The 18,756-nt window shown below is 59.5% G+C and carries 4 protein-coding genes; 3 read left to right on the forward strand and 1 reads right to left on the reverse strand.

Features of this window, described 5'->3' with window-relative positions:
* The first annotated feature begins 128 nt into the window (after positions 1-128).
* Positions 129-13,511, forward strand: a complete 13,383-nt coding sequence (locus JJQ51_RS29515; protein WP_269245624.1) for a beta strand repeat-containing protein — start codon at positions 129-131, stop codon at positions 13,509-13,511.
* 346 nt (positions 13,512-13,857) lie between these two features.
* On the opposite strand, the gene JJQ51_RS29520 is transcribed toward JJQ51_RS29515, so the two are convergent.
* Positions 13,858-16,113 carry a bifunctional diguanylate cyclase/phosphodiesterase gene (locus JJQ51_RS29520; protein ID WP_152095658.1) on the reverse strand — a complete coding sequence of 752 codons (2,256 nt, stop codon included), beginning with the start codon at positions 16,111-16,113 and terminating at the stop codon, positions 13,858-13,860.
* Positions 16,114-16,960: 847 nt separating this feature from the next.
* Between JJQ51_RS29520 and JJQ51_RS29525 the strand changes: the two genes are divergently transcribed.
* Together JJQ51_RS29525 and JJQ51_RS29530 are read left to right on the forward strand one after the other, a co-directional pair.
* On the forward strand, positions 16,961-17,638 hold the full coding sequence (locus JJQ51_RS29525) for an invasion associated locus B family protein (RefSeq protein ID WP_152095659.1): 678 nt from the start codon (positions 16,961-16,963) through the stop codon (positions 17,636-17,638).
* Positions 17,639-17,651: 13 nt separating this feature from the next.
* Positions 17,652-18,756, forward strand: a 1,105-nt coding sequence (locus JJQ51_RS29530; protein ID WP_269245625.1) for a ShlB/FhaC/HecB family hemolysin secretion/activation protein, incomplete at its 3' end; no start/stop codon positions are given.

Genomic DNA, 18,756 nt, shown 5'->3' on the forward strand with positions numbered 1-18,756 from the left:
TTAACCATCGGTAAAATAATTCTGCAGTGCTGCATAACCGGCTATATCGATGAGGTTAAGGAAGTATTGCAATCGTCCTGCTCCCGTAATTGATTGCGGCAAATTGATAGACACCGGGAGCCAGACCCATGGACGACTTGCGCATTTCGACCGTAGACCACGAAGCTGCTTCGCATGATTTCGCATCAAGCGGTCGGGACGAGGGCATTGCAGCCGATGCTGGCCCCGGTTATGCGCCGACGTTGTCGCAGAATGCTGATGTCGCTGCATTCGAGGTGGCACAAGCCGAGGAACAACAGGCGAATGGCAAAACGGGGCGGCTAGGCGCGAGCGAGCCGCAAAATGCTCCCGCCACGGCGCCGATCCAGATCGTGCCGGATCAGGGCAACGTCGTTCATCTGCCGCCGAACACTTCTATCGACGACATCCATGTCGAGGGACGCAACCTTGTTCTCATCCAGGCCGACGGAACGCGCATTGTCATCATCAACGGTGCTCTGCATGTTCCGACCTTCCTGATCGGGGAAGTGACGCTGCCGCAGCAGGCCGTCGTCGCGGCATTACAGCAGCAGGGCATCAATGTCGCCGAAGGTCCCGATGGTTCGGTTCACGCCGGCAATGGCGCGGACTCCGGTCACCAGTTCACGGACAGCCAGGCCGGGAATCCGCGCACTCCGCTGAATCTGATCGGCCTTCTCGGCCCTGGTGACTTAATCGGAGGCGGCAACGGCGGCAATCTCTCCGGCACCCAAACCCGTGTTCCCTTCATCGATCCGCAGGCGACTGAAACGGCCTCGTTGGTCGAGCGCGGCAGCAGCACCGGCGCCTTCCTTACCTCAAGCAGCACCGGCCGCTTCGGCTTCGGCGGCAACAATGCCTCGATCACCACTGTCACGCTGGTTGGCGAGGCAGAAATCACCAGCAGCGGCACACAGCAGCTGTCGGGCCTGACCTCCGGCGGTGTTGCGGTTGTTGTCACCCAGAACGGCCAGACCGTCACCGGCGTCGCCAATGGCGTCACGGTCTTCACGCTGGTATTCAACGCCTCGACCGGCGAGTACACCTTCACCCAGCTGGCTGCCCTCGACCATCCACGCGGTGCCAATTCGGCCAGCGATGTGCTTGAACTGCAATTTCGCTACACGGTCTCCGACACGAGCGGCCACACGGTTTCGGCTGTCGCGAGCGTCGACATCACCGATAGCGTGCCGGTTGCGGCCGTCGGTACGACGGGTTCGGTCACCGAGGCGGCGCTGGCTTCCGGCAACGCAGTCCTGACCCATGATACCGGCGCCGCAACGGCCACCGGCTCGCTCAACATCTCCTGGGGCGCTGATAGCGCAAACACCGACAAGGGCGGTCTCGGCGATCGCTCGGTCGCCTTCACCAATGCCACGGTTGCGGCGACGGGTGAGGACAACGGCGTGCTAACCTCACATGGCCTCGCCGTGCACACGGCGATTTTGGCCAATGGTACGCTGGTGGGTTACACTGGTGAGGTGGCTCCGACGGCAACCTCCGCATCCAACGTCGTCTTCTATGCGACGGTCTCCGACACCGACAACGGCCACTATAATTTCACGTTGGTGCAGTCGCTCGATGATGCCAAGGGTTCTGACGCAATCACGCTGACCTTCGGCTATACTGCCACCGATTCCGATGGTGATACGGCCACGAACAGCTTCACAGTCACGGTCGCCGACGACAAGCCCGTCGCCTCGACCGGCGATGTGGGCTCGATCACCGAGGCGGCGCTGGCTGCCGGCAACGCAGTCCTGACCCATGATACTGGGGCCGCAACGGCCACCGGCTCGCTCAACATCTCCTGGGGTGCTGACAACGCCAATACCGACAAAGGCGGAGCCGGCGACCGCTCGGTCGCCTTCGCCAATGCCACGGTTGCGGTGACGGGTGAGGACAACGGTGCGCTGACCTCGCATGGCCTGGCCGTCCACACGGCACTTTTGGCCAATGGTACGCTGGTCGGTTACACCGGTGATGTTGCTCCGACAGCCACCTCCGCATCCAACGTCGTCTTCTACGCCACGGTTTCCGACACCGACAATGGCCACTATAATTTCACGTTGCTCCAGTCGCTCGACGACGCAAAGGGCTCGGACGCCATCACGCTGACCTTTGGCTACACGGCCACCGATTCGGATGGGGACACGGCCACGAACAGCTTCACCGTCACGGTCGCCGACGACAAGCCCGTCGCCTCGACCGGCGATGCTGGCTCCGTCACCGAGGCGGTGCTGGCTGCCGGCAACGCAGCCCTGACCCATGATACCGGCGCCGCAACGGCCACCGGCTCGCTCAACATCTCCTGGGGTGCTGATAACGCGAATACCGACAAAGGCGGAGCCGGCGACCGCTCGGTCGCCTTCACCAATGCCACGGTTGTGGCGACGGGTGAGAACAACGGCACGCTCAGCTCACACGGTCTTGCAGTGCACACGGCACTGCTCGCTGACGGTACGCTGGTCGGCTACACCGGTGATGTTGCTCCGACCGCTGTCACAGATGCAAAGAGTGTGGTCGGTTCGAATATCGTCTTCTATGCAACGGTTTCCGACACCGACAACGGTCATTATAACTTCACGCTGGTTCAGTCGCTCGACGACGCCAAGGGCTCGGACGCCATCACACTGACCTTCGGTTACACGGCCACCGATTCCGATGGCGATACCGCCACGAACAGCTTCACCATCACTGTCGCCGACGACAAACCTGTCGCCAGCAACGTCACGGTCGGAACAGGTAGTCTTTACGACACAACACCGACTGAGCAGATGCCGCTCCGCCCACTCGTCGAGTCGAGCGAGGGGTCAATCCCGTCGGAAGGTGCTACCGACAGCGTCAGCGGCGGATCGGGCAGCCTGTTCACTGCCGGTGCTGACGGCTTCCAACAAATCAGCTTCACGGATCCGACCGGCCTCAAGGGCATCTATATTGATGCCAACGGAGTCGCTCACAAGGAGGGCCTGTCCTATAGCACAACGACGGACAATCTGGGCAATACCGTTTACACCGCAACCGGCAAGGAATCGGGCCAGGTTCTCTTCACCCTGAGCGTCGGTGCGGACGGCAGCTATACCTACGTGCAATCCGGCGCGTTCGCCGATGCCAAGGGCTCCGACAACGAGAATTTCAAGATCTCCTTTGAAGTCACCGACGGCGACGGCGACAAGGCGATAGGCTCGCTGACGCTTAACGTCGCCGACAGCCTTCCGGTCGCTAACAACGTGACGGTCGAATCGGGCAGCCTCCATGACACCACGTCGACGTCCTCGGAGACGAATCCATCTCCCGTCCAGCTGCTTGTCGAGCAGCCGAGCGAAGGCTCGCCACCGGCGGATGGCGCCAAGAGCGACTCCGTCAGCGGCGCAGCGGGCAGCCTGTTCACGACCGGCGCCGATGGCTTCGCGCGACTGACCTTCACCAATCCAACCGGTCTCAAGGCCATCAACATCGATGAAAACGGTGTAGCTCACAAGGAAGGTCTATCCTACAGCACCTCAAGGGACGACTCCGGCGACACGATCTACACCGCGACCGGCAGGGATTCCGGCCACGTCATCTTCACGCTGACCGTCCATGCCGATGGGAGCTATACCTATGTTCAGTCCGGCGCCTTTGCCGACGCCAAGGGCTCTGACAATGAGAACTTCAAGATCGGCTTTGAAGTCACCGACGGTGACGGCGACAAGTCGACGGGCTCGCTGACGCTCAACGTCGCCGACAGCCTTCCGACCGCAAGCACCGTCACAGCCGAGCATCTCCTCAACGACGATATGTTCACGGGCGGCAACCCCGACAAGACCGATGAATATAACAGCGTCAGCGGCGCATCGGGCAGTCTGTTCAACACGGGCGCGGATGGCTTTAAGAAGGTCGCGATTGCTCATTCGGATCTGCCGACGCTGACCACGATCTACACCGATGCGGATGGCGTTGCGCATCAGGAAGCCGTGAGCTGGAGCAAGGCGCAGGTCACTGATGGCAGCACCACCTGGGTTGCGAGCAGCGCACATCATGAGACCGTCGCCACCTTGATCATCAATGCCGATGGTTCCTACACGTTCTCGACCGGTGCGCCGCTTGCGCATCCGACCGCGCAAGCCGATGAAGAGACCTTGTCCCTGACCTTCAATTTCACCGTCACCGATGGCGACGGCGACAAGGCAGCGGGCTCGCTGACGGTTGGCGTCAAGGATGACGTGCCGATCGCTCACACGGTTGACAATACGGCCTCATCGGTCAACGACGATGCGCAGACCGGCGGCAACCTGGACGGCAACGGCGCCGACACGAACAGCGTCTCGGGCGCTGCCGGTGCCCTGTTCAGCGCTGGCGCCGACGGTTTTTCCAGTGTCTCGATCGACCAATCCAGCCTGCCGGCATTGAAGACGATCTATGTCGATGCCAATGGTTTCGCGCAGCAGGAAGACGTGACCTGGGGCAAGCCGACGGTTTCCGGCGGTGCGACGACTTGGGTTGCCTACAGCGCCAACCACGAGACCGTCGCCACGCTGACCATCAATGCAGACGGCTCCTATAGCTTCAGCACCAGTGCGCCGCTCGTGCATCCGACCTCCGGCACAACGGAAGAAAGCTTGCCGCTGACCTTCACCTTCACAGTGACGGACGGCGACAACGACACGTCGACCGGCTCGCTGACCCTGCATGTTACGGACGATGTGCCGCTGTCAAACACCGTCACCGTCACCAGCGTGACGTTGAACGACGATGCCCTGAAGGGCGGAAACCCGGAGACGGTCGGTGTCGCCGACACCGATAGCGTCAGTGGCACGAGCGGCACGCTCTTTACGGGCGGCGCGGACGGAGTTCATCAGGTAACGCTCGGAGCGACCACGGATTTCAGCGCCATCTATACCGGCAAGGACGGCTTTGCCCATGTCGAGTCGGTCGTCTGGGGCAGCCCGACGATGGCGGCGGGCGGCGAGACGATCTGGGTCGCGACGGGCAAGGACAGCGGCCAGACGGTCGCGACGCTGACGATCGGCACGGATGGTTCCTACAGTTTCACGCTGAGTGCACCGATTGCTCATGGCGCGAGCCAGACTGCGGAAAATACGCAGGATCTGACTTTCAACTTCACTGTTACCGATGGCGACAGCGATACGGCCAGCGGCGCGCTCACGATTACCGTCAAGGACGACGCACCGATCGCCTATAAGGTTGATGTCACCTCGACGCCACTTAACGACGACGCACAGGCACATGGCAACCTCGACGGCGGCAGCGCGGACGTCAACACGATCAACGGCAATGCAGGAGCCCTGTTCTCCGCTGGCGCCGATGGCGTCAAGAGCGTGTCGATGGACAGCCTCCCGACGCTGAAGGCGATCTATCTCGACAGCCATGGCATCGGCCACCAGGAATCCGTGACGTGGGCGTCGTCTTCGACGAACGGCGTGACGACCTGGACGGCAACCGGCGTATCCAGTCATGCCACCGTTGCAGTTCTGACGATTGGCTCGGACGGTTCCTACAGCTTCACCACAGATGCGCCGCTCGTTCATTCGACATCGTCGACCACCGAAGACAGCTTGAAGCTGAATTTCGGCTTCACGGTCACGGATGGTGACGGCGATGCAGCGAAGGGTTCGCTGGCGATTGCCATTACGGACGATGTCCCGGTTGCTTCCGGCACGACCATCTCGGTGAGGGCAGACGAAGGCGATATCTACAACGCCCTGTCGCAGGGCAACAGCCCGCTCGACGGCACGCATGACGGATCGTCCTCGCAGCCCGCTCTGATTGGTCTCGGCTTTGCCGCCACCGTATCTGGCTCCGTTGCGTCCACCGTCTCCTTCGGTGCCGATGGCGCAGCTGTCGGCGGCGGCTTCAGCTTCACCTCCAACGCGACATCGACGCTCGCCGCGCTGCATCTGACTTCGGGTGGCGAAGCGCTCTCCTATGCCGTCGTTAACAATGTGATCATCGGCTATGTCGATAACGATCACCATAGCGGCTTCAATCCGCTTGTCGACCGGCCAGTCCTGTCATTGTCGCTATCTGGCGGCGGCAATTTCACCTTTCAGCAATACGATCAGCTCGACAACGTTGCCGGTCCTGGCAACGATCTGCGTTCGGGCAATGGCTCGATCTCGGCCATCGACTTCGGCTCGGTCATTCAAGCGACTGACGGTGACGGCGACCGCGTGACACTGACCGGTGCTTTGAAAGTCACGATCGTCGATGACACGCCGAGGGTCGATCTGGCCCTCACGGGCTCGATCACGATCGATGAGAGCGGCAGCGGCGACAACGACGTCAGCGCCAGCAATGCGGTCAAGAGCCTGTTTGCCGGCATCACCGGCGGCACCGATCCCTATATGTCGACGGTCTACGCTCAGCACAACGTCGTTTCGCCGTCGATCTCCATGGGCGCTGACGATGCGCCGGGTACGTCGAGCAGCCTGACGCTTCATATCGACAATGCCGACTCCGGCTTGAAGACGAGTGCTGGTCAGCCGATCACGCTCTCGCAGCTCGCGGACGGCACGGTTGTCGGCAAGATCGGCGACGGCGAAATCGCCTTTGCGATCCGCATCGATGACAGCGGCAAGGTCAGCATCGCACAGTACATGTCGCTCGCCAACCCGAACACGTCTAAGTCGGACGGCGATATGGTCGATCTTACCGGCAAGCTCTCGGCGGTGCTGAGCGCGACAGATAGCGACGGCGACACTGTCGCCAAGTCTGTTTCCATCGGCAGCAGCATTCGTTTCGATGATGACGGCCCGTCGATTGGCGGTGCCGTCTCGACGAAGACGCTCGCCGAGCATGATCTTGTGACGAATTCGGGCTCGCTGTCGCCTTCCGGCGTCAGCACCGGCGCGGTTGCGCTCAATTTCGCCTTCGGCGCCGATGGCCCGGCCGCCCATGCCGTTACCTTCGTGGCACATTCGAACGGCAGCTATTTCACCGCGAGCTACGGCAACAATCAGAGCCTGGATGCGACCAAGCTCAGCTCCGGCGGCCATGCGTTGTCCTACTCGGTCAGCAGCGACGGTATGACGCTGATCGCCTATACGGGCAGCAACGCCGCCGACCAGTCGAGCTGGGTCTTTAAGGTTGCCCTGTCTCAGGACAGCGGCCACGCCACCGGCGCCTACGACTTCACGCTTTACAAGTCGCTCGACGACGTCAACGATCAAACCAACCTCTCGGATATCAAGCTGACCTTCCAGGTTGCTGGACATGACGGCGACGGCGACACCACGACCGGCACGCAGAGCTTCTCCGTCGATGTGATCGATGATGTGCCGACGCTAGCTGATCATGCCTCGGTTTCCGCGACCGTCTCGGAAACGACCATTAATGCTCCCGCAGTGACGACGGCATCTTACGCGATCGATTTCGACACGGTGAACCCTGCGGCTGCCAAACTGACGGTCAGCGAGGGCAGTGTCAGCGACGGCCATGTGGAATCGTCGTCCAAGGGGGGCGATATCGTGCTCGTGTCCAATACGGGAACGACCTTTGTCCTCACCCAGATGGATATAGGTGTGTTTGACCACAAAGGTGCGTCGTCCAAGACGGTCACGATCATCGGCACCGATGCCAATGGCAACACCTATTCAGTGACGACTACTGGTACGACCTTCTCTGCCGCCGGCACCGCCCTCGAAGGCAAACAACTGACGTCACTCGAGATCGATCCGCATGACAATTCGCTGACGATCACGCTCGACAACATTCATGTTATCGACACGACGACGACGCCCACCAATGCCCCCGCTGAGACAACGCTGGATCTGACCTCGCTGGTTCACGCTGGCGCCGATAGTCCCCTGATCTGGTCGGTGAACGCCATCACCACTGGAACGTCGTCCGGCAGCCTGACGGGCGGTACCGGATTGACCTACAACGGCGCGGCCATCACGCTTGCCAGCGCGGATGGGCACACGATCACCGGCTCGGCCGGAGGCGTCACGGTCTTCACGTTGACCGTCGATCCTGCGACCGGTCACGCCATATTCGATCTCTACCATCCGATCGACGGCGGCAAGACGCTGCCGCTCGACTTCTCGAAATATCTGACAGCGACGGATTTCGACGGCGATTCCGTCACCTTGAGCGGCGGTTCCGCAACCATTGTCGTTCAGTCGGCGACGGACAGCCTTCCGACAATCTCTTCGGCGAGCCTGGTGTCAAGTGTCAGCGAAAGCGGCTTGCCAGGTGGCACGGGGACAGCCGGCGTCGCCAACGTCCATTCCGGCAGCATCGCGATCACCGCAGGCGATGCGCCCTCGATCGTGACGATCAATGGCCATACGTTCAACGTCGGCACCGCTATCGCCAACGGCGATACCAATGCCACCATTCAGGGCGCCCATGGAACGCTGCATATCCTCAGCGTCACTACCACGGCTATCAACTATACTTATACGCTGACCGGCGCGACCAGCGGCGCGAGCAATCATGACGACTTCGCGGTCAAAATCAGCGATGCGCCGATTGACGGTGAAAGCCAGACCGCGACACTGACCTTCAACATCAGCGACGACAAGCCGATCGCAAGCACCGTTTCGCTTGGGTCTATGCTTGAGAACGACAATCCAACCTTTACTCTTGCTGCTGGCACCATCGCTTTCGGCGCCGATGGGGCGGCCGCGAACGGTGCGATCCATGTCGATAGCGTCAAGGCCACGGGTGATCTCGCCGGCTTGACGCTGAGCCCGTCGATGATCTCGATCGACGCCGGCCATGTGACCATTACGCCGGGAACTGCGTTCGATGCCCTGTCAGTGGGTCACACATCGATCCTGTCGATCGGCTATACCTTGACTGATGGTGACGGCAGCAAAAGCAGCGGCACGTTCAACATCACGATCAACGGCGCAAACGATGCTGCGGTGATCACCGGTGACGTATCTGCCAGTGTCACGGAAGCCGGTGGCGTCAACAACGGGGCGGCTGGGGTGCCCGTCGCGAGCGGAATACTTTCGGCGACGGATGTCGATAGCGATCCTTCGTTTACCGCTCAAAGCAACGTGGCGACGAGCTACGGTCACTTCACGATCGGCGCTGACGGTCACTGGAGTTACCTGCTGGATAACAGTAATAGTGCCGTCCAGGCGCTGAACAGCACCGGCAATAACACGACGCTGCACGACATCGTCACAGTGACGACGGCGGACGGCACGTCCCAACAGATCGACATCACGATCAACGGCACGAACGATGCTCCGACGATTACCCTTGTCGACAGCGACAGCGCCGCCGGCAGTGTGACCGAGGCGGGCGTCAATATTCCCAATGACGGGTTTCACAATACAGCGACCGGCCATCTGACGGGTGCAGATGTGGACGGCCCGGGGCTTAACTGGTCGCTGGTCGTTGGCAACGGCCAGACCGGCAATATCGACGGCTCCGTGACCGGTGCTTACGGCACGCTGAGCGTCGGCGCGAACGGTACCTGGACCTACGTGCTGGATCAGTCGAAGGCTGATCCGCTGAATATCTCCAATCATCCGCAGGAGAGTTTCACCGTTCAGCTGAGCGATGGCCAGGGTGGCGTCACGACGCAGACGGTCGTGGTCACGGTCAACGGTACGAACGATGCGCCGACGATTGCGCTTGTCGACAGCGACAGCGCCGCCGGCAGTGTGACCGAGGCAGGCGTCAATGTATCTGACGAAGCGGCTCACAACACGGCGACCGGCCATTTGACGGGTGCTGATGTGGACGGCCCGTCGCTCACCTGGTCGCTGATCTCCGGCAACGGCCAGACCGCCAATGTCGACGGCTCGGTAACAGGTGCCTACGGCACGCTGAGCGTCGGCGCGAACGGTACCTGGACCTACGTGCTGGATCAGTCGAAGGCCGATCCGCTGAATGCCTCCGATCATCCGCAGGAAAGCTTCACGGTTCAGCTGAGCGACGGCCTGGGCGGGGTGACGACGCAGACGGTCGTGGTGACGGTCAACGGCACCAACGATGCGCCGAAGATCTCGATCGCCAACGGCGACAGCGTCAGCGGTGCCGTGACCGAGGCCGGCATTGGCATTGCCAACGACAGCGCTCACAACACGGTTTCCGGTCATCTGACTGGGGCTGATGTCGACAGCTCGACCCTGACGTGGTCGGTGGTTGCGGGCAGCGGCCAGACTGCCAATGGTGGGTCGGTCACCGGCACTTACGGCACGCTGAGCGTTGGTACGGACGGCACTTGGAGCTATGTCCTGGATCAGTCGAAGGCTGATACGCTGACGGCCTCGGACCATCGGCAGGAAAGCTTCACGGTTCAGTTGAGCGACGGCCAAGGTGGCGTTACGACACAAACGGTCGTGGTGACGGTCAACGGTACGAACGACGCACCGACGATCACGATCGCCAATGGCGATAGCGCCAGCGGCGCCGTGACCGAGGCCGGCATTGGTGTTGCCGATGACAGCGCTCACAACACGATCTCGGGCCATCTGACCGGGGCTGATGTCGACAGCACCTTACTGGCGTGGTCGATAGTCGCCGGCAGCGGCCAGACTGCCAATGGGGGTGGGTCGGTCACCGGCACTTACGGCACGCTGAACGTCAATGCGAACGGCATCTGGACCTATGTTCTGGACCAGTCGAAGGCCGATCCGCTGAATGTCTTTGATCATCCGAAGGAAAACTTCACAGTTCAGCTGAGTGACGGCCAGGGCGGTCTCACGACGCAGACGGTCGTGGTGACAGTTAACGGCACGAATGATGCAGCGTCGATCTCCGGCACGGCGACCGGCTCGGTCACCGAGGATGGCCAGTTGACGGCGAATGGCGCGCTGACGGTTGCCGACGTCGACAACGGTCAGAGCCATTTCCAGACGCCGGCATCGTTGACTGGCACCTACGGCACGTTCACCTTCAATGCGACGACCGGTATATGGGGCTACACGCTCAACAACTCTGCATCGAATGTTCAGGCGTTGAATGGAGGGCAGACGGTTACGGATAAGCTGACTGTAGCGTCCGCGGATGGAACAGCTTCGCAGGATATTGTTGTAACCATCCACGGCGCCAACGAGGCGGTGGCGGCACCAAGCATCAGCAGGGTCACGGACAACGTTGGATCGATCAAAGGCAGCCTGGCTGACGGTGCGGTTACGGATGACACCAATCTTGATATCCGGGTGAGCCTGGCCGGCACGGGTGCCGTCAGTGGTGATACGGTGCAGCTTTATAATGGCACGACCGTACTCGGCTCCGCGGTGACGCTGACGGCGATCGACATCAGCAATGGATATGTCGATATCACTACACCAACGCTGACGAACGGATCGACTTATAACTTCAGGGCTTCGCTTACGGATGCGGGTACCACCAGCCCGCTATCGCAGAGTGGCGCCTATGACATCAAGATCGATACCGCGCCGCCGACAGTCGCGATAACGCAAACCCATGGGAGCGGAGTCGGCACCTTCACCTTCACTTTCAGCCAGGCGGTATCTGGATTTACGGCTGCGGACATCACAGCTTTTAACATTCTCAGTCTTTTCAACTTCCAGCACCTTGGCCTAAACGGCTCAGGCCAGGACGTTTATACGGTGAATTTCACCTACAACTCCAACAACAACGGCTGGAAGTATGTGACGGTCGACGCGAATAGTTATACCGATCTGGCCGGCAATTCGGGAATCGGCGGCTCTTCGGACGCCTTCAAGCCTGCCGGCGTCTCCGGTGAGGCCATCAACCTCGCGGTCACAGATCCGTCGCATCACGTCGGCGCGGTCACGTTGAGCGTTGCCGGCCTTCCCGCCGGCTGGGTGCTCAACGAAGGCACGCATAATGCCGACGGCACCTGGACCGTGGTGACGAACAATCCGTCCTCGCTGACGGTGACTTCGCCCGATGGCGTAACCGGTGCGGTGGTTCTCCAGGTCACTGAGACTTGGACCAATGCCGATGGTTCGACTGGAATGGCCACCGTGGCCGATAATGTCGAGGCCTATGCCAAGGGTTCGCCGATCTTTGCCTGGTCGGGCGACGACACGCTGACAGCATCGAGCGGCAGCGACGTACTGGTCTTTGCAAACACCATTGGCACAGACGTCGTGCACAAGTTCGATGTGGCGCATGACAAGATCGACCTTATCGGCTTTGCGGGCTTCAACAGCTTCGCCGATGCTCTGGCCCATCTGTCCAGCGATGCCTCCGGCAATGCCGTCATTACACTCGGCAATGGCGAGACCATTACCCTGGCAGGTGTCAGCGCCGCGACGCTGACTGCGGACGACTTCCTCTTCAACGAAGCGGTCGTTACGCACAATAGCGGAGACATGGTGATTGCCGACGGTGCGTTGATGCCCTTCAGCGGTACGCTCGACAACATCGGCAGCATCCATATCTCTTCGGCCGGCAGCGAGACGGACTTCGAAATCGTTCAACAAGGTCTCACGCTGACCGGCGGCGGCAAGGTGACACTGTCCGACAGCGCATCCAATGTCATTTTCGGCAGCGGTGACCATGTCACGCTGACGAATATCGACAACACCATCTCCGGCGCCGGCCAGATCGGCGATGGCCACCTCACGCTGGTCAACGCAGGCACGATCATTGCCGACGGCAGCCACGCGCTCGTCATCGACACCGGCGTCAATGCGGTGAGCAACACCGGCACGCTGGAGGCGACCGGGACGGGTGGCCTCCATATCCACAGCGATGTCGTCAATAATGGCCTGCTGTGGGCGAATGGCGGCGACCTCAATCTCGACGGCAATGTCAGCGGCACCGGCACCGTGCTGTTGTCCGGTCATGCCAACCTCGAAATCGGCGGCTCGTTCAACGAGGCAATCACGCTTGGCAAGGACGCTCAGGCTACGATCACCATCGACCACGCGGCTGCCTTCAGCGGCACGATCGCCGGCCTCGACGGCAACGACGCCTTGCGGTTCGGCGACATCTCCGCCGCGACCGCCAGCTTCTCCTATGCGGAGAACGCAGCAAAGACCGGCGGCGTGTTGACCGTCACCGATGGCACCCACACCGCCTCCATCGGTCTCACGGGCGAGTATTCGGCCAGTGAGTTCTCACTCGGTCATGACGGCGCATCGGCCGAGATCGACTTCAGCGGGATCGACCACCTCTATGGCACTGACGGAAACGATTTGCTGACAGGCGGCGGTGGCGACATCATGACAGGTGGCGCTGGTGCGGATACCTTCGTTCTCGATGTTAAGGCCCTGCACAACCTCAACATGGCGGATGTCATCACGGACTTCAGCCCGAAGGGAGACGGCGACAAACTGGATGTCTCGAACCTGCTCAATGCGCTGGTCGGCGAACATCCGGGCATGACCGAGGCGAGTGCGGTCGCGTCGATGACTGCCGAGGTCGATACTGCAGCGAATTCGACGAAGATCAGCGTCAACACTGGTTCGGAGACCCATGTGGTCGCCACGCTGCAGAACTACGCACCTACGGGTCACGATGCAGTCCACGTACTGTTCAACAACCATGAGGAGCAGCTTGCGACCCATGCGCAGACCGCCGGCGCCTGACGGCCTGGTGTCGGAACCTGTATCTGGAAGCAACGCTTTTCATCGATGGCGCTGTCGTGCATTCTTTCCTCCGTCCCGGACAGGATGGAAGGCGCGGCGGCGGTCAACGTCTCGAAAAGGACCGTCTCGTTTAAGGAGGGAGGCACGGGCAGTTTCGAAGTCTTTCGAAACTCGCCGGATGGAAACCGGCTTTTGGACAGGAGGCCAGCACACCAAAGTCAGGAAGTCAGGCCCTGATATCGTTCCGATGTCGCTGCGCTTGATGAAGGTCTTCCGGCCTGCGGAGTGGGAATGGAAGCCCGTCCATCGCCATGTCGATATGCTGAAGTCTTCCTGATGGCCGGGACTATCCCACCAGCTTGAGCTTCTTATCCTTCGTGCGGCAAAATTCGATTAACCGCTTTGAGGACATTGGTCTTGCCAGAGCATAGCCTTGCAGCAAATGGCAGCCAAGCTCTTTCAAGATCTTCGCATGCTCCATCGTCTCCACGCCTTCGGCGACGATGTCGATGTTCTGCGATCGGCCGATTTCGATAATCGAAGAGACCAGGCGGCGCTGAGATGGAGATGTCACGATCGGCTTGACAATCTCCCGATCGATTTTAAGCCGTCGTGGCTCAAATCTAAGCAAACTGACGATACTGGCATGTCCGGTGCCGAAATCATCGATCTCGATTTCGATACCGAGCTCTTTGACGGCCGGAATTATCTCGTCGAGAGCTGGTTGAAGATCGTCAAAAGAGATTGTTTCAAGCAGCTCAAAACACAGGCGACCCTTGACTAAAGGAAGCTCAGCCAGTTCAGCAAGCAGATTTGGCTGGGCCAGTCGACGCGCGGAAATATTGACCGAGACGCGGGGGATGCGCATTCCCAAGCTGTCCCATCTTGTAAGCTCGAACAGCGCCTTTTGGAGGATCAGCCGATCCATGTCGCCGGAGCGTCCCAAATTTTCCGCGACCGCGAGAAATTTATCCGGGGTGAGCAGACCTTTTTGCGGGTGATCCCAACGCGCAAGTGTTTCGACGCCCGCAATATCCAATGTGTCTGCATGAAACTGCGGTTGGAAGAACGCAACCAGTTCATCGCAATCGAGCGCATGATTGAATTCGTCCGCCAATTCCTTCGTATGGATGGCAGCACTGCGAAGCTCCTCGGTGAATATGGCCGCCCGGCCCCGACCCCTCTTCTTCGCTTCGTATAGAGCCAAATCGGCGTTGAGACGCAGCTGACTGAGATCTCGCTGTGCACGTTCAGTCTCCCAGGCCACGCCGACGCTTGCTCCGACCACACACTCTAAACCGTCAACGAACAAGGGCAGCTTGAGTGTATCGACGATCTGTTGAGCCAATTTAGTTGCCCTCGGCGCGGGATCGGCGCTCCAGCTAGCGAAGATGAACTCATCTCCGCCGATCCGAGCCGCCACGTCGTTTGGGCCGGCCAAGTCGACAAGGCGCGAAGCTGCCGCCTGCAAGACCGTATCACCTCCGGCATGTCCCTTGGTGTCGTTGATCTCCTTAAATCGATCCAGGTCGATATGAATCAGTATCAGACAATCTTTCGGACCCGGCCTCGGCGGCTGTGAGATCATCTGGTCAATAAATCGGCGATTGGGAAGGCCCGTTAGCGCGTCGTGCAAAGACAGGTGCTCGAGCCGTTGCCGTGCTCGAACAAGCTTTTTCTTGTGAAGGCGAAGCTTTTCGATGGTCCTTTGGCGTGATTTGGTCAGAAAGCCTATCCAGACAATCGGTGCAAGGACACACACGGACAATAAGCAAGCATAGAGCTCGAAAGTGGCCAATCCCCTGTTTTGACCCCATCCGTCCCGAGGTACTGCGGCAAGTGTCCATCGGCCATAAGTCATATCAACGGATGCTACGACCGGATTCTTCGAAAAAGTATCGAGGTCGCCGAGAAAAACTTGTTTGGGTATCGTCGGTTCCGGTGTGTCGCTGATGGCAATCTCGAGATCGGTAGATACCAGACCGCTATCTTGGTAGAGCCTCGGTATGTCTACGATTCCGGAAACAAGACCCCAGAAGATCTGGCTTGTTCCGTCCGTGATATAAACTGGGCATCTGACAACGAAAGCCCTTCCGCCTTGAAGGAGGTCCACAGGACCTGTCAGGACAATATTATGAGTATTGCGCGCCAGCATTGCGCTATCGCGTTGCTTTTCGTTCGTTCGATAGTCGAGACCGATCGCTTTTTGGTTTGGTTTTTCTGGATAAACCCACTTGACCACCATGCCGGGGGCTGCTGCGAAGCTTCGCAACTGTGAATCCGGCTGCAAAATCTCCGCGGCGAGTTTCGAAAAGGCACTTTGGTCCATTGCCGGGTTGACTGTTATACCGGCCGCCAGTCCTTGCAGCAGCTTCACATTGCTGTTGAGGTTCGTCTGAAGCCGAGATGATATGGTAGCAAGTTCGCCGGCAACCAGCGAGCGCTCGTCGGCGAGTGATCGTTCCAGCCGCCAGTTGGTTGCAACATAGACGACGATTACTGCGATGATCGTCGCAAATATTGCCGGAGCAAATGCGCTAGTATGGTTTACTGCAGAACTCGCGAAGCCACGCAATATCTTTGGATTTTTTCGAAACTTCATCAGGTTGCCGGTATATGAGACGCACCTGCATCCTTGCACAGCTTCTTTAAAGCAACGCTAAGGTCCACCACTAACCTACTGTCGAGGAAAGCTGTCCGCTTTTCTTAAATTGGAAGTCTGAATATTGTTATTGCAGAGATCCGAGCTGTCACGAATACCACTTCCAGAAAAGCACCCGATTGCCAAAGATCCTTACCCCAAGTTTTTCCCGCTCCCGACTTGGGAACGGTTACATTTGTTTCAAACCATGCGCTCTAATGGTCGGAACGTATCATCATTGCGGTTGTTTTGCTGTTGGTTCGACGCGGAACTGAGCCGGTTTTGGAGTGCCTGCGCCCGACCAAGTCGCTGTCACACCAAAATTCCTTGCCAAGGAAGGCCGTCCATTCATGAGCCCCTCGCGCTGGACCATCGAAACGCTTTAAACTAAGCCGCCTGCTGGGGTGAGTTGGGTTTAAAATCCGCGCTGAATGGCAGCTCATAATCGGTGATGCGCTCTTAAACAGCAAAAGCAGGTGGATGATTGGCATCATTCCAAACGATAGGATTCCTCGGGCGCGCTCCGCCCATCGGCCGGAGAGGTGCCTTCAAGAGCAAACAACAATTTTACTCAATTGTTGAACGTCGGTGTTGCAGATTTTACACGCATATCTAAAAACGAGCGTGTGAATCGCTCATGTGCTTGCTACTTTTTGCTGTACTTTTTTAGAAATCTGCTATTGAGCGGATTAGGCCCATGATCGGCTACGCCACCCTGTGGTGAACCTTCCTGATTTTCGACCGACATGCCGATTGAGCAAGGTACGTGCGCCTTGCGCAAGCGGATGGCTTTGACCTGGTAGTTAGTATGCCCCCCGCAATTAAGTCTTTCTCCTTCAAGAGCTTCACCGCTATCGCGTTCCTTTCCTCGGCGCTGGTTGCATTTTCGGCGGCCGCGCAGGAACAGCCTGCTCCGGCTGCAGCTAATACGTCGTCCAACACCGGTTCTGCTCAGGCCTCCTCTGCCGCGGCAAGTGAGCAGCAGCCCGCGCCGCAGGCACGCGTTCAGAAATTCGATGATTGGTACTATCGCTGCATTGACGGCAAGGCGGCGGACGGTTCAGCGACGACGAACTGCGAAGTCGCGCAGATTGCGACGGTGAAGCAGGGTGACCAGGACGTCAACGTTTTGACGCTGGCGATCGCCAAGGTTGCGGCGCCCGCCACGACGGACAAGAAGGCGGCAAAGCAACCGGCCAGTGAACTGGTGCTGACGACGCTCGTGCCGCTCAATATGTTTCTGCCAGCGGGCATCGGCATCGATGCAAGCGACAAGCCCGTCGTGCAGCTTGCCTACCGCAACTGCAATCAGGCGGGTTGCTGGGCGCAACAGAAGCTGGACGCCAAGATGGTGTCGGCTCTTTCCAAGGCGTCGGATGGTACCGGCCATGTCCAGATGATGAATGGTCAGAAGGTCAACATCAAATTCTCGCTGAAGGGATTGTCGGCGGCGCTCGATGCGCTCCAGAAGGCCGCCTCCAACTGATCCGAGCGAGCCTATGACCTCAATCTCGCGTGCGGCGACCGCCATCGGTGGGCTTTTGGCAGCGGTCCTCGTGGTGTCGACCGCGGCCGCCCAAACTCCGAATGATGACTTCGCGCGCCGTCAGGCGCAGGAAGCGGAGCAGCAGCGGCTGCAGAGCTTGGGTCATATGACGCCGAAGCCCTCTGCGGCCGAAGTTCAGCAGCCGGAGAAGGCTGGTGGCGGCAAGTCTGGCCCGTGCTTTGCCATCACCCATATCGAGGTCGAGGGCGCCAAGCAGTTTTCGGCCGGCGCGATCGACAAGGTCACCGCTCCCTACGCGAACCGCTGCGTCGGCGTCGGCGAGATCAACGCGCTTCTGCGCGACCTGACGCATCTCTATCTCGACAAGGGTTTTGTCAGTTCCCGTGTCTATGTGCCGGCGCAGGATATCGCCAAGACCAAGGTGCTGCGCCTCGTTGCCGTCGAGGGCTCGCTTGCCGATATTTACATCAACGGCAAGCCGGTTTCGGGTTTCGGTGCGGCGGGCTCCGGCGTGATCGCCACGGCCTTTCCCGGCATGAGGGGTAAGATCACCAATCTGCGCGATATCGAGCAGGGGCTCGACCAGATCAATCGTCTGACCTCCAACAATGCCAAGACGGCGATGCTGCCCGGCAAGACGGATGGCACCTCCATCCTCAATATCGAGAACAAGCCCAGCCATCCCTGGCATCTGTCATTCGGCAGCAGCAATCTCGGCCAGGAGCAGACCGGCTATTCCAAGAGCTCGGCCTCCATCGGCTACGACAATCTGTTCGGCATCAACGATCAGTGGAATTTCGGCTATGAGCATACCGGCCCCGATTACCCCTGGCGCGATGATGGTCACGGCAAGAGCAACAGCTATTCCGGCAATGTCAGCGTGCCCTATGGCTACTGGACCTTTTCCGCCAATGGCTCCTGGTATGAGTACGACAGTTCCGTTCCCGGCAATTTCGGGCCGCTCAATACGTCAGGCGACAGCAAGCAGGTTGGCATCGGCGCCGATCGCGTAATCTTCCGGGACAAGGATTCGATCACCACCTTCAACAGCGGCCTGACCTACAAGGAAACCAACAATTTCCTGCTCGGCAACAGGA

The organism is Rhizobium sp. AG207R, from assembly GCF_027109195.1.
Lineage (GTDB): Bacteria > Pseudomonadota > Alphaproteobacteria > Rhizobiales > Rhizobiaceae > Rhizobium > Rhizobium dioscoreae.

Coding starts and splice junctions, on each gene's coding strand:
- JJQ51_RS29515 (WP_269245624.1), top strand. CDS start 129: ATGGACGACTTGCGCATTTCGACCGTAGACCACGAAGCTGCTTCGCAT.
- JJQ51_RS29520 (WP_152095658.1), bottom strand. CDS start 16,113: ATGAAGTTTCGAAAAAATCCAAAGATATTGCGTGGCTTCGCGAGTTCT.
- JJQ51_RS29525 (WP_152095659.1), top strand. CDS start 16,961: ATGCCCCCCGCAATTAAGTCTTTCTCCTTCAAGAGCTTCACCGCTATC.